This window comes from Streptomyces sp. NPDC088730 (genome assembly GCF_044751215.1).
Classification (GTDB): Bacteria; Actinomycetota; Actinomycetes; order Streptomycetales; family Streptomycetaceae; genus Streptomyces.
The window spans coordinates 95624-108577 of sequence record NZ_JBIVLK010000012.1; the positions used below are offsets into that span (position 1 = coordinate 95624).

At 71.1% G+C, this 12954-nt stretch carries 10 protein-coding genes and 1 tRNA gene; 5 read left to right on the forward strand and 6 right to left on the reverse strand.

The features are described 5' to 3' along the window. Positions 1-11 precede the first annotated feature (11 nt). On the reverse strand, positions 12-575 hold the full coding sequence (locus tag ACIP89_RS28895; RefSeq protein WP_401922680.1) for a papain-like cysteine protease family protein: 564 nt from the start codon (positions 573-575) through the stop codon (positions 12-14). A 250-nt stretch (positions 576-825) separates the two neighbouring features. Further along, positions 826-1887: a hypothetical protein gene (locus tag ACIP89_RS28900; protein ID WP_402117503.1), complete on the reverse strand. Its 1062-nt coding sequence runs from the start codon at positions 1885-1887 to the stop codon at positions 826-828. Between the two features lie 417 nt (positions 1888-2304). On the opposite strand from ACIP89_RS28900, the gene ACIP89_RS28905 reads away from it, so the two are divergent. Further along, on the forward strand, positions 2305-2850 hold the full coding sequence (locus ACIP89_RS28905; RefSeq protein WP_401932455.1) for a CGNR zinc finger domain-containing protein: 546 nt from the start codon (positions 2305-2307) through the stop codon (positions 2848-2850). 70 nt (positions 2851-2920) lie between these two features. Here ACIP89_RS28905 and ACIP89_RS28910 read toward each other — a convergent pair whose 3' ends face one another. Next, positions 2921-3874, reverse strand: a complete 954-nt coding sequence (locus tag ACIP89_RS28910; protein WP_402117505.1) for a TrmB family transcriptional regulator — start codon at positions 3872-3874, stop codon at positions 2921-2923. A gap of 174 nt (positions 3875-4048) precedes the next feature. Here ACIP89_RS28910 and ACIP89_RS28915 point away from each other — a divergent pair, with 174 nt between their 5' ends. Then, entirely contained in the window at positions 4049-6781 is a 2733-nt protein-coding gene (locus ACIP89_RS28915; protein WP_402117507.1) for a M4 family metallopeptidase, read from the forward strand. 124 nt (positions 6782-6905) lie between these two features. Here the strand turns inward: ACIP89_RS28915 and ACIP89_RS28920 are convergent. Continuing rightward, a tRNA-Thr gene (locus tag ACIP89_RS28920) sits at positions 6906-6979 on the reverse strand. Between the two features lie 179 nt (positions 6980-7158). Between ACIP89_RS28920 and ACIP89_RS28925 the strand changes: the two genes are divergently transcribed. The 3 genes from ACIP89_RS28925 (at position 7159) to ACIP89_RS28935 (ending at position 9668) form a co-directional block, all read left to right on the forward strand. Continuing rightward, positions 7159-8295 (forward strand): sn-glycerol-3-phosphate ABC transporter ATP-binding protein UgpC, encoded by a 1137-nt coding sequence (locus ACIP89_RS28925; protein ID WP_327338243.1) that lies wholly within the window; start codon positions 7159-7161, stop codon positions 8293-8295. Positions 8296-8508: 213 nt separating this feature from the next. Continuing rightward, positions 8509-8922: a hypothetical protein gene (locus ACIP89_RS28930; protein WP_073733016.1), complete on the forward strand. Its 414-nt coding sequence runs from the start codon at positions 8509-8511 to the stop codon at positions 8920-8922. 35 nt (positions 8923-8957) lie between these two features. After that, a complete protein-coding gene (locus ACIP89_RS28935) occupies positions 8958-9668 on the forward strand; it encodes an NDP-sugar synthase (RefSeq protein ID WP_401922633.1) in 711 nt (236 codons plus the stop codon). Positions 9669-10003: 335 nt separating this feature from the next. On the opposite strand, the gene ACIP89_RS28940 is transcribed toward ACIP89_RS28935, so the two are convergent. After that, entirely contained in the window at positions 10004-11719 is a 1716-nt protein-coding gene (locus tag ACIP89_RS28940) for a DoxX family membrane protein (protein WP_401922631.1), read from the reverse strand. A 257-nt stretch (positions 11720-11976) separates the two neighbouring features. Next, positions 11977-12933 carry a 23S rRNA (guanosine(2251)-2'-O)-methyltransferase RlmB gene (rlmB, locus tag ACIP89_RS28945; RefSeq protein ID WP_402117508.1) on the reverse strand — a complete coding sequence of 319 codons (957 nt, stop codon included), beginning with the start codon at positions 12931-12933 and terminating at the stop codon, positions 11977-11979. Positions 12934-12954: the final 21 nt, after the last annotated feature.

Below are 12954 nucleotides of genomic sequence, written 5' to 3' on the forward strand. Positions count from 1 at the left end.
CGTCGTCTGCCTTAGCGGGAGATACCGATACGGGAGTGGGTCCACTTGGACGAGCTGTTGCTCACGTAGTCGTTGTAGTTCCACCACGTGTAGGTAGTGGTGTCCGGCCACGGGTCGGCCACCGCGATCGTGTTGTTCGACGTGTTGAAGCCGTAGACCACGTTCATGTGGCCGCCACCGGAGGTCCATCCGATGCGGACGGCGATCGGCCGGGCCGCCTTGACGTCCGTGTACACCTGGTCGAACGAGGCCGCGCTGTTCAGCGCCGAGCCGGTGTGGGTCATGCCGAGGCTGTTCCAGCCCCTGGCCATGTCGTCGAGCGTGGCCGGCTGGTTGTTGCATCCGTAGTAGGGCTGAGCGCGGTTGCAGAAGTCCGCCTGCGTGGAACCGAAGCCCTGGAACTTGGCGATGGTCAGCCCGGAGGCGACCCAGCACCATTGGCTCTTCTCCTGCTTCAGCATGCTGATGCTGTCCTGGCCCGCCTCCGCGTGAGCCGTGCCTCCGGCGGCCACGAGCGAACCCAGAGCGGCCAGCGCGACGGCCGCCCCCTTGGTTCCGTACCTGAACCTGCCCATATTTCTGCCTTCCCTGATGAATAGGACGAAACAAACAGGGGGAAATCGGCTGAAATATGACAAAGCTTTATGCCCGCGACGCAGAGGACACGCAGGGAGGTCCCTCGGGCTGATTACTCGTCAGCTAGTAGCGCAAATTGGCCATGTGCCCGCACATCCGTTAACCGGGACAGCGAGACGCCTACACGCGAGACGGGCATGCACCCTTCCGGTCAACGCCCGTACGGCCCCACGGATGCGCCGCGATCCCTCAGTCGCCCCCGCCACCGTCGCCGCCCCCGCCGTCACCACCGTCGCCGCCACCGGAGTCCCCGCCGTCGCCGCCGTCCGCGCCCCAGCCGTCTCCGCCGCCGGGCTCGTTGTCGTCACCGCCGTTGCCGAGGTTGCTGAACCAGGGGCGGTCCCACGCCCCGTCGGTGGCGACCGGCTCACCCCCGCGCCCGGCCTGCCGCTCCGACCGGAACCGCGCGGTCCCGGTCGTGTCGCCTATCCCGAAGGCGGCGGCGAAGAGGTGCGCCATGACCGCGTCGAGCGGGTCCGCGCTCTCGTGGCGCACCGGGGCCAGCGGCCGCAGGACCGTGTCGGGTGTGCGGGCCGGCCGGCGCGGGGGACGCGCCAGCAGGGCGACACGCTGATCGCCTCGCAGCAGCCACGAGCTCGTCGCGTTCTCCCGGCGCAGCACCCAGTGCGCCCCGGAAAGCCGCACCTCGACCACGCTCTTGGACTTGCGCAGCTTCTTCCTGAGTGCGAGCTCCGCCACGGTGTCGCCGACCGTCAGGCACAGGCCCTTGGCCGGATCGGGGGCCTCGCCCTGGAAGCCGCGGGGCGCGCGGATGCGGACGGCGGGAGCGTCCGGCCCCCACACGTCGACGCGCACCAGCCGCCGGTCCACGGCGACGGCGACCGGCCCGGCGGGCCCGTCCGCGAACCTCCGCGCGATCCACAGCGGTACGCCCTCGGCCCCGGCCCGCGCCGCCAGCGCGGCCACCTGCCCGGTCCCGCCGCACAGCCGCACCGCCAACTCGCCGAGAGTGCCGGCGAACTCGGCCGCCCGACGCACCCTCACCGGGACCGCGGTGCCGGTGACGCGGGTCAGCGGGACGACCCCGGGGCCCTCCGGAAGCCGGTCGAGCGCGCGCTCGGCCCCGCCGCCGCCCAGCCAGCACCCACGCCCGTACGCCTCCGCCATGGCGCCGAGGTTCAGCTCACCCATCGGTGTGGTCCGGCCACCCCTGCGCAGCCCTTCCTCGGTCAACTCCACGGTCTGCGCCAGCGGATTCCAGGACCGCTCGCCATAGAGCACCTGGCTCACGACAACCCCCCATGTACGACAGTGCATACGTGCCTCGGCCGCAGCCACCCTCACACACCCGCGACGGCACCCGGGCGGCGGGGCAAGTGCCGCTCACGGCCCCGGCCCCTCCGACCGGCGACGCGTCGCAGGCATTTGACCATCTCGCCGTCAAGCAGAACGACGAGACAGCCGCAGCCACCGACGCAGTATTCGACCTCACCCTCGGATGTGCGGTGACAGGAGCTCAGCGTCCACCACCGCGTCTCCGCCGGAGTGGGCTCGTGACAGACGGGACAGCGGTCGCCCGACGGCGGGACCGTGGTTGCGGAAGTCATGCCCCCAACATGACTTCACGCCCTAAATCACTTCAACCATTACATCTAACGGGCGTGACACCCCTATCGGCCCGAACCCACCCAGTGATGTAATGGCCCCATGCACTTCGACCATTACGGCGGCGAGGCCGCCCGGCTGGCCGCGGACCTGGTCAACCTGACCGCACCACCACCCCCCGAGCACCTGGAACCACTCCTCGCCGCACACGGCGTGGTGCACCGCACGCTCACCGCCACGCAGGCCGAGACGATCTGGACATGGAGCCGGCGCCTGGCCGCGTGCTTCGGGCGGCAGGACCTCGAAGAGCGGTGCCAGACGGTCAACACCCTGCTCGCCGAAGCCTCCAGCAGCCCCAGGATCTCCCTGCACGACGGCCGCCCCCACCTGCACTACAGCGCCACCGGCGCCGACGCCGCCACCCACATCCGGGCCGTCACCGCAGCCGGACTCGCCTACGTCGTGTGCTCCGCCGCCGCCGACCGGCTGGGCCGCTGCGCCCGCCGCGACTGCCGCCTGGCATTCGTCGACACCTCCCGCAACGGCCGCCGCACCTACTGCTCGGTGCGCTGCGCCAACAACGACGCGGTGGCCCGCCACCGCGAGCGCCACCAGGCTGCCGCCCGACCGTCAGCCGCGCGCCAGTGAACCCCCACGCGGGGGCCGCCGGGCGAGGCCGGCCGCCGTCCGGGCAACGACGGCACCCTGACGACCGGCCCTAACCGTCCTCACTCGCCTCGTCGCGCAGGTGCCAGCCGAGCTGGAAGCGGGTCGCGGCCCCGGTGCGGTCCATCATGCGCCGGACGCGTCGGTGCACCGTGCGGACCGAGGTGTCGACGCGCTGGGCTATCGCCTCGTCGGTGAGGCCCGCGAGCATGAGGGCCTGGATCGCCCGGTCGTCGGCGCCCCGGCTGTGCCCGCTGAGCGGCCGGGCGCGCTGCCAGACCTGTTCGAAAAGGCCGGACAGCGCCGAGACCAGCCCCGACGCGTGCACGATGACCGCGTGCTCCGCGATGCTGTCCGCCTCCGCGTGCAGGGGCAGCAGCGCGTGTTCGCCGTCCACGATGACAAGCTTGGTGGGCACCTCCGCGGCGACCCGTACCTCCTCGCCCATCGACAGGCCCAGGGTCAGCAGGGACAGGTCCTCCTCGACCACGCTCGGCTCGACCACGACGCGGATACGGACACCCCGTTCGATGGCGGTCAGCTCCGCGGGGTTGTCGGCGCGCCGCACCGCGACCGCGGGCCCTTTGCTCAGGCTCATGACCTCGCGTTTCGCGCCGCGCTGGAGTTGGAGGAAGCGGTGGCGGATGTTGTCCCTGCCGTGCACGGTCTCGACCGTGTCGTCGGCCCCACGGCGCGCGACGGCCGTGCGGTACGCCGCGTCGAGCTTGCCGATCTCGGCCGACACCGAGCGCAGTTCGTCCTGGCGCACCGCGAGGAGTGCGCCGAGGGCGAGTGAGGGCGGTGCGGGCTCCCACAACAGTCCGCCGTCCGGGCTCTCGTGCGAGGTCACCAGGCCAGAACGCTGGAGCTCGGCCAAAGCGGCGACGATCCGGGGGAGTTCGAGGACGCACGAGCGGGCGAGCGCCTCCGTGCTGAGCGTGCCGACCGCCACCAGGCTCCGATAGACCGACTCCTGGTCGCGCGTGAAGTCCAGATTGTGCAGCACTGTTCCCTTTTCGTCCCCGCACCGTCCCCTGTGGCGTCCATTCGAACACTGCTGGCGAGCTCTTGCCAATGGCAAGGATGTGACACCTGGAGGCATTGCTCCCACCCCGTGCGCCTCGCGACGATTCGGGTGCCCCATCTACCAACTCCCCCGACCCCGTCCAGGAAGTCAGGCATGCCCTCCACCAGTTCCAGACGCATACGTATGGCCGCCGCCACCGCGACGGCCGCACTCCTCACCGGGTTGTTCACCACGATCCCGGCCCACGCCGCTCCCGCCGCCACCGCTACGCCGGACATCGTGCCCGGCGAAAGCACCCAGGTCCCCGCCTTCACGGCGGGCATCGAGGAAGGGAACGCCGCCGCCCGGCGCGACGCCACGGCCGGCACCCCGGCGACCGCGGCGCAGCGTCATATCGAAGCCCGCAACGACGTCTACCACACGTCCGGGCTCGAACTCTCGAAGCCGAAGTCCACGACCCAGGACGGCCGTTCCACGGTCCGCTTCACCCAGAGCCTCAAGGGCGTGCCGGTGCTCGGCGCCGAGTACGCCGTGCACACCAAAGGCACCACCGTCGAATCGGCGGGCGGCAGCCTCTTCACCGGGCTCACGACCGACGTCACCCCGAAGCTGACCGAGGAGAAGGCCCGGGGCCGCCTCTTCAGCGACGAGAGCCTGCGCAGGCTCAGCCGCGCAGAGCGGTCCACCGCCGCCCACGGCCTCGTCGTCCTGCCGCGCGGAGCCGGTCTGCTGACCTGGCACTTCACCGTGACCGGCACGGACCTCTCGGGCCGGCCCGTCCGCCAGCAGGTGTACGTCGACGCGCACAGCGGCGGCGTCGCGCTCTCGTACAACGAACTCGCCGGGGCGGAGGGCCCCGTGACCGGGCACGGCGTGAACTACGACGGCGAGCAGAAGGACCTCAACGCCTACGAGCGCACCGACGGGCGCGTCGAACTGCGTGACCGGACACAGAAGATGTACGAGAAGACCGGCGGCGAGATCCTGACGTACGACGCCCAGGGCGGCGACGTCAAGAACTACGAGAGCGCCCTGCCCGCCGGCACCCCGCTCGCCTCCGCCGACACCGTGGACTTCCCCGCCGCGGCGACGGACAGCGGCGCCGTGGACGCGCACGTCAACGCCGCGAAGGTCTACGCCTTCTACAAGAAGGAGCTGGGCCGCGACGGCATCGACGGCAAGGGCGGCACGATGCGCTCCGTCGTCAACGTCACCTCCAACGGTGCCGCCTACCAGAACGCCTTCTGGGACGGCACGAAGATGGTGTACGGCAACATCAACGGCGCCCCCGCCTCCGCCGGTCTCGACGTCGTCGGCCACGAGATGACCCACGGCATCACCGACAAGACCGCCGGCCTGCTCTACGTCTCCCAGTCGGGCGCGCTCAACGAGGCGGTCAGCGACTACTTCGGCGAGGCCATGGAGGTCGACGACGAGGGCCTCTCGATGAAGGACCCGGAGTCCGGCCTCATCGGCGAGGACCTGTGCGGCCACGACAAGGACCCCGCCGACTGCGCGCTGCGCGACCTCAACGACGGACGCCGCGCCGACCGCGACTACATCAACATCCCGCTCGCCAGTGACAACGGCGGAGTGCACTCGAACTCGACCATCATCGCCGGGGCCATGTGGGACATGCGGAAGTCGGTCGGCAAGAAGCTCGCCGACAAGATCGTCTACACGGCCGACACCGAGAACTTCACGCCCTGGACCGACTTCCTCCAGGCGCGCTACGGCATCGTGGACGCCGCCCGCAGGCTCGGCGCCGACGCCACGCAGCTCCAGCAGATCAACAACGCCTTCGACCAGCACGGCATCGTCCCCGGCTGGGAGGACGTCGAGGCGCCGCGTGACGCGGTGACCCTCGCCAAGGACATCGCCCCCGGCGGCGAGGGCATGGACATGTCCCACAACATCGCCCTCGCCGGCGACCGCTGGGCCACCTCCTACATCGACCTGAAGAGCTTCTTCGACGGCACCCCCGAGTACGGCATCAAGACCGGCCTGGTCTCGAAGCCCGAGAAGGGCGCCACGGACATCTCCACCCCCGGCACCTGGGCCATCGACCCCGCTCTCAAGGGCAACACCCTCTACTACAGCCGGGTGGGCGTGAACGGCGCCGACATCGTCGGCCGCAAGGCGAACGGCGGCAAGAACGCGCAGGTGACGGTCATCGCCGGCGGCCCCGGCGACCAGCGCGAGCCCGACGTCGACGGCAAGACCCTGACCTGGGTCGACATCCAGGGCGACGAGGCCGACGTATGGGTCAAGCAGGGCGACAAGCCCGCGGTGAACATCACCCCCGCGCCCGGCACGAGCGCGGTGCGCCCGCAGATCGGCGGCGGCAAGGTCTCGTTCCTCGACTACGGCGGCACTTCCACCACCATGCTGAACGTCTACGACCTCGCCACGAAGACGCTCACCACGACCAAGGCGGGCGACCTCCTGAGCTCCGCCACGGACTACGTGCAGAACGGGAAGTACGGCTTCGCCGTCATCACCAACCCGTTCCTGCTCGGCTTCCAGAGCGTCTCCGGCTACGACCTGTCGGACCCGGCGAACACCGCGAAGCAGAGGAGCGTCAAGCTTCGCTCGATCTTCGGCTCGGGCGTCCAGCTCGCCGTGAACGACACCTCGCTGATCCGCACCGACCTCACGGCCTCCACCTTCGGCGGACTCACCAACGCGAACATGCCGAAGCTGGAGATCGCGAACGTCGAGGACGTCATGCACGGCAACGGCGGACCCTGGCACCGCGTCTCCTGCGCACCCACCGCGCAGATGTACCCCGGGATGCAGAACGGCTCCGACCGCGTCGTCTGGGCCGACACCCGCGGCACCACGGACATCGTCACCCGCGACAAGGCAGCGGGCACCTGTTCCTGACCGCACAGCGCCCGAGCCACCAGGGGGCGCCCGGCGGAGCCGCTGAAGCGGCACATCGACAGGATTAAGGGAACGACATGAGAAAAACCCCAGGTCACGGACCACGTGACCTGGGGTTTCACCGAGCCCCCTATCGGATTCGAACCGATGACCTACGCATTACAAGTGCGTTGCTCTGGCCAGCTGAGCTAAGGAGGCGTGCCGGAGCAGTGTAACCAACCCCGCACCGCGTCCGCGCCGGAATTTCGTCCCCTTCGAACTACTGACAGATTCGAAATGGCCAGGTAGCGTCGCTGAAGGTTCACTCAAGTGGACCAGACCACTCCCTTACAACGGATCGTCCGGCACGTTCCTGCCGGTGGAGGAGAAGATTCAGCATGGCCAGTGTCACGTTCGACAAGGCGTCCCGCGTATACCCCGGCTCCACGAAGCCCGCGGTTGACCAGCTGGAGATCGACATCGAGGACGGCGAGTTCCTCGTCCTCGTCGGTCCCTCCGGTTGTGGCAAGTCGACCTCCCTGCGCATGCTCGCGGGTCTTGAGGACGTCAACGGCGGCGCGATCCGCATCGGTGACCGCGACGTCACGCACCTGCCGCCGAAGGACCGGGACATCGCGATGGTGTTCCAGAACTACGCGCTGTACCCGCACATGTCCGTCGCGGACAACATGGGCTTCGCGCTGAAGATCGCCGGTATCAACAAGACCGAGATCCGGGCGAAGGTCGAAGAGGCCGCCAAGATGCTCGACCTCACCGACTACCTCGACCGCAAGCCGAAGGCGCTCTCCGGTGGTCAGCGTCAGCGTGTCGCGATGGGCCGTGCCATCGTCCGTGAGCCGCAGGTCTTCCTCATGGACGAGCCGCTGTCGAACCTCGACGCCAAGCTCCGTGTCTCCACCCGTACGCAGATCGCCTCGCTCCAGCGCCGCCTGGGCATCACGACCGTGTACGTCACCCACGACCAGGTCGAGGCCCTCACCATGGGTGACCGTGTCGCGGTCCTCAAGGACGGTCTGCTCCAGCAGGTCGACTCGCCGCGCAACATGTACGACAAGCCGGCGAACCTCTTCGTGGCCGGCTTCATCGGCTCCCCCGCGATGAACCTGGTCGAGGTCCCGATCACCGACGGTGGCGTGAAGTTCGGCAACAGCGTCGTCCCGGTCTCCCGCGCGGCGCTCACCGCCGCCGCGGACCGCGGCGACACGACCGTCACGGTCGGTATCCGCCCCGAGCACTTCGACATCGTCGAGCACGGCGGCGCCGCCGCGAAGTCCCTCACCAAGGACTCCGCCGACGCCCCGGCCGGACTGGCCGTCTCGGTCAACGTCGTCGAGGAGCTCGGCGCCGACGGCTTCGTCTACGGTGCCGCCGAGGTCGCCGGCGAGCACAAGGACCTGGTCGTCCGCGTCGGCGGCCGCGCCGTCCCGGAGAAGGGCACCAAGCTGCACGTCGTGCCGCGCCCGGACGAGCTGCACGTCTTCGCGACCTCCACCGGTGAGCGTCTCACCGACTGATTTCGCACACCCGCCGTACGACGTCGGCCCCGCACGGACTCCGTGCGGGGCCGACGCGCGTTTCGTGGGTTTGGGCCGGCCACCTCAAATTCCCCGGCACAACGGTCATTTCGCTCCGGTTCGTCAACACGGTATTCGAAAAACACTCTCGAACCATCCCTCGCGAGAGTGACGTAATGTCGCCAATTCATCACTGCCCGCTACGCTCACTGCGTGACCCACACCGCGCGCCGCATCGGCCGAACTCTCGCTCTCGTACTGCCTGTCGTCATGGTCCTGTCCGGGACCCTCGCGGTCACCGCCGTGCCGTGGGCATCTCACAACTCCGACTCCCAGATGCTCACCGCCTCGGCGCAGACCGTCTCCAAGCGCGCCAAGCCGCGCAGCACACAGGACATCCTGCGCGACAAGCTCCTCCTGGAACTCCAGGAGAAGGACCCCGCCGTCGCGTTGACGGATCTCCAGCGTGCCGTCGAGGGACGCCCGTCGCTCGCGAGGCACTGCATGTCGATCGCGAAGGCCCTGGGCAGGGCGGCGGTCGAGCAGTACGGCCCGACGCGGGCGCACCGCTTCTCGCGTCCCGTCTGCGACACGTCCTTCGCCTCGGGTGTCGCACAGTTCAGCTGACCGTCCCCGTGCGGGCACGGCATATCGTGCCTGACATGCATACGTTTCCGACGCAGGCCGTGATCCTGGCGGGTGGCCAGGGGTCACGGCTGCGCCCGTACACCGATGACCGCCCCAAGCCGATGGTCGAGATCCCTGGTACCGGGACTCCGATCATCGGCCATCAGCTTTCCTGGCTGGCCGCGGAGGGCGTGACCGATGCCGTGGTGTCCTGCGGGCATCTGGCCGAGGTGCTGCAGGAGTGGCTGGACGCGGCGGTGCTGCCGCTGCGCGTCACGACGGTCGTGGAGTCCGAACCGCTGGGCCGTGGCGGCGGGCTGAAGTACGCGGCGGCCCGGCTGCCCGATCCGGAGCAGCCCTGGTACGCGACCAACGGTGATATCTGGACGCGCTTCTCGTTGCGTGAGATGGCCGCGTTCCACGGGGAGCGTGATGCGACCGCGACCCTGGCGCTGGCCCGCCCCCGGATTCCGTGGGGCGCGGTGGAGACGGACGCCTTCGGGCACATCACCGACTTCATCGAGTCGCCGCCCTCGCCGTATCTGATCAACGCGGGGGTGTACGTGTTCTCCCCCGCGTTCACGGCGATGCTGCCGGACCGTGGTGATCATGAGCGGACTACGTTTCCCCGGCTCGCCCGGGAGCGCCGGCTGGCCGGCTATCCGCTGCCGCACGGGGCGTACTGGCGGGCCATCGACACCGCCAAGGACCTCACGGAGGCGGCCAAGGAGCTGGACGGCCAGTAGGGCTCGCCACCGCCTTCGGGACCCTGTGGACACCGCGAAGGACCCAACAGCGGACAGAGCGAGGGGCGGGCACCGGAATCGATCCGGTGCCCCCCCCCCGCCCGGTCGCCGGGGGGGTGGCCGGGGTGGGGGCCCCCCCGGGTTGGGGGCGGGCGCCCCCCCCCCCGCGGCCCCCTGGCCCCCCCGCCCCCGACCCACCCGCGGCCCGCGCGGGGGGGGGCCCCCGTACCCCCCCGGGCCCCCGCCCCTCGCTCTGTCCGCTGTTGGGTCCCTCTGTTGGGTCCCCCGCTGTGTTCGCTGCGTACGCCCCTCCCGCCTACGGGCCGGGCTCGGGCTCAGCCCAGGAGGCCGCCCAGGGGGTTCTTGCCGCCGCCTCCGCTTCCGCTTCCGCCGGTCGAGGCGTCCGGGGCGCCGTCCGTCCCGGGGGCCTGGTCCGGGCCGCCCGCGGTGGTGCCGCCGGCGCCTCCGGCCGGGCCCGCGGAGCTGGGACCGGCGCTGGTGCTCGGGGGCTGCTGGGGGGTGGTCCGCTGCGGGGGCTGCTGGCCGGTGCCCTGGGTCTGGCTGGGCCGGCCCGTGCCCGCCGTCGCCTGGCCCGACTCGCGGACCGTGCCCGTGGCGGGCGCGGAGGTCTCCGCGGACGGCGTCCGGGGGGCGGTGCTCCGGGTCGGTGCGGGCTCGCGGCCGGCCGGGGTGTGCGAGGCCTTGGCGCCGCTGCGGGACTCCTCGGGGAGCGGGGAGCCGGGGAGCTGGTTGGTCGGGACTCCGTTGGGCCCGGGAACGGTGACGACCCCGGTCGAGCGGACCGCCCCGCCGAGGACGGAGCCGATGAGCAGGGTGAGGCCGACGACCACCGTGGCGACGGCCGCGCCGCGGCGCAGTACGCGGCGGCGGAGGTCCCAGATCTCGGAGCGGGGGCCGAGCCTGCGCCAGGCTTCCCCGGCCAGGCGTCCGTCGACGGAGTAGACAGGGGCGCCCGCGATGATCAGCGGGCTCCAGGCGGCGAGGTAGATGATGTCCGGCGCGTCGTAGACCGGGACGGTGCGCCAGCTGACCGTGACCAGGAGGGCGGCGGAGAGCAGGGCGCCGACCGAGGCGGCGACGCGCTGCCAGAGGCCGAGGACGGTGAGGACTCCGACGACGACCTGGAGGAAGGCGATGCTGAGTCCGGCGCCGACGGGGTGGGAGAGCGCGAACTCGCGGAGCGGCTCCGCGAGGGCCCAGGGGTGCAGTGAGGTCAGCCACTTGACCATGGAGCCGCGGTCGCCGCCGTCGAAGTAGACGGGGTCGCAGAGCTTGCCCATGCCCGCGTAGATCGAGATGAAGCCGAGGAAGACCCGCATGGGCAGCAGGACGACGCCGAGGTTCATGCGGCGGCCGGGGTAGTACGCGTGCCGGACGGAGTCGCCGCTCCGCTCGCGGTCGCGGTCGTCGGTGACGTCGTCGCGGTCGTCGAAGCCCTCGCCGTTCGGGCCCCGGCCGGGCCCGTCCGGGCCGTACACGTCGGTCCGGTACTCGTCCGTCCGGTAGTCGTCCGCGGCGTACCGCCCCGAGCCGGTCTCGACCGGGTCGAACGCGCCGACGGCCTGCCGCATCGGCGGCAGCAGCGGCCCGCCGGTCCTGGGACCGCCGATCAGCGGGGTGGGCTGGGTCTCTTCCAGGCGCGGGATGACCTGGGTACCGGCTGGTTCGTACGAGGCGTACGGCTCGTAGGGGTCGTACGCGGTGTCGGGGCGGCCCTTGACGCCCGGCCGGCCCGCGGTGGAGTTCCGTACGGCCTGGAGCAGTCCGGTGGCGCCGGGGTCGCCGGGGGCGGACCTGCCGCTCCACACGACGGGGGCGCGTCGGCCGCGCCCCGCTCCGGAGCCGCTCATGGCGGGGATCCTGGGCGCGGCGGCGGGGGTCACACCGCGCAGCCGGGCGCGCTGGCCGGGCGCGAGCTGTACCCGGAAGCTGGCGTGGTTGACGATGACCTGCGCAGGGTCGCAGTCCACCTTGGTCATGCTCAGGGCGGGTTGCTCGTCGAACCGAGGCGTTCTGGTGTCCACACTCATCTAACCGAGTGATGGGTGTTTAGGACACTGCCTTGACGGCGTCGAAGTGTCCGAGGCCCGTCAACCGGTGGTGGCGGGGCACGTTGGGGCGTACGCGCGCTCCGATGCGCCCCCGCGCACGGCCGCGCGAGGACGGCGGACGCCGGGGGTGTCCCCCGTCGGCCGCCCCCCGTGCGAGTGTTCCCGCGGGCCCGGTGCGCGGAACCCGAGTCTGCCCCGGCCCGCACGGGACCGGGCCGGACCCGGCCCGGTGCGGATCAGGTGCGGCGGCGCGCGACCTCGTACATCACGATGCCGGCCGCGACGCCGGCGTTCAGGGACTCGGCTCCGCCGGGCATCGAGATGCGGACCCGGTAGTCGCAGGTCTCGCCGACGAGCCGGCCGAGGCCCTTGCCCTCGCTGCCGATGACGACGACCACGGGGCCGCCGAGCGCCTCCAGGTCCTCGACGGTGTGCTCGCCGTCGGCGGCCAGGCCGACGATCGCGATGCCTTCCTTCTTGTACGCCTCCAGCGCCCGGGTCAGGTTGGTGACGCGGGAGACCGGGGTGCGGGCGGCGGTGCCGGCGGAGGACTTCCAGGCTCCGGCGGTCATTCCGGCCGCGCGGCGCTCGGGCACGACCACGCCGTGGCCGCCGAACGCGGAGACGGAGCGGACGATCGCGCCGAGGTTGCGCGGGTCGGTGACGCCGTCGAGGGCGACGATCAGCGGGTCCTCGCCGTTGTCGTACGCGGCGGCGGTGAGGTCCTGCGGGTCCGCGTACTCGTACGGCGGGACCTGGAGGACGAGGCCCTGGTGGTTCAGGCCGTTCGTCATCCGGTCCAGCTCGGGGCGCGGGGCCTCCATCAGGTTGATGTTGCCGCGCTCGCCGGCGAGCTGGAGGGCCTCGCGGACCCGCTCGTCGTTGTCGATGTACTGCTGGACGTACAGGGTGGTGGCGGGCACGCCGTCGCGCAGCGCCTCGAAGACCGGGTTGCGGCCGACGACCATCTCGGAGGTGCCCTTGACGCCGCCGCGCCGGGGGGCGGGGCGGCGGTTGGCGGCCTGCTTGGCCTTGGCGGTCGCGATGCGGTTCTTCTTGTGCTTCTTGCGGTCCTCCGCGGGCGGCGTCGGGCCCCGGCCTTCGAGACCACGGCGTCGGTTACCGCCGCTGCCGACCTGCATGCCCTTCTTGTTGGACGTGCGGCGGTTCCTGCGCTGGCTGTTCCCGGCCATGACCTACCTGTTTCGTTGCTT

What these genes read in the sequence shown, in the direction of transcription:
- ACIP89_RS28940 (WP_401922631.1), bottom strand. Translation starts at nt 11,719, where the DNA reads ATGAGTGTGGACACCAGAACGCCTCGGTTCGACGAGCAACCCGCCCTG.
- ACIP89_RS28905 (WP_401932455.1), top strand. Translation starts at nt 2,305, where the DNA reads ATGCACTTCGACCATTACGGCGGCGAGGCCGCCCGGCTGGCCGCGGAC.
- ACIP89_RS28895 (WP_401922680.1), bottom strand. Translation starts at nt 575, where the DNA reads ATGGGCAGGTTCAGGTACGGAACCAAGGGGGCGGCCGTCGCGCTGGCC.
- ACIP89_RS28925 (WP_327338243.1), top strand. Translation starts at nt 7,159, where the DNA reads ATGGCCAGTGTCACGTTCGACAAGGCGTCCCGCGTATACCCCGGCTCC.
- ACIP89_RS28935 (WP_401922633.1), top strand. Translation starts at nt 8,958, where the DNA reads ATGCATACGTTTCCGACGCAGGCCGTGATCCTGGCGGGTGGCCAGGGG.
- rlmB (WP_402117508.1), bottom strand. Translation starts at nt 12,933, where the DNA reads ATGGCCGGGAACAGCCAGCGCAGGAACCGCCGCACGTCCAACAAGAAG.
- ACIP89_RS28915 (WP_402117507.1), top strand. Translation starts at nt 4,049, where the DNA reads ATGCCCTCCACCAGTTCCAGACGCATACGTATGGCCGCCGCCACCGCG.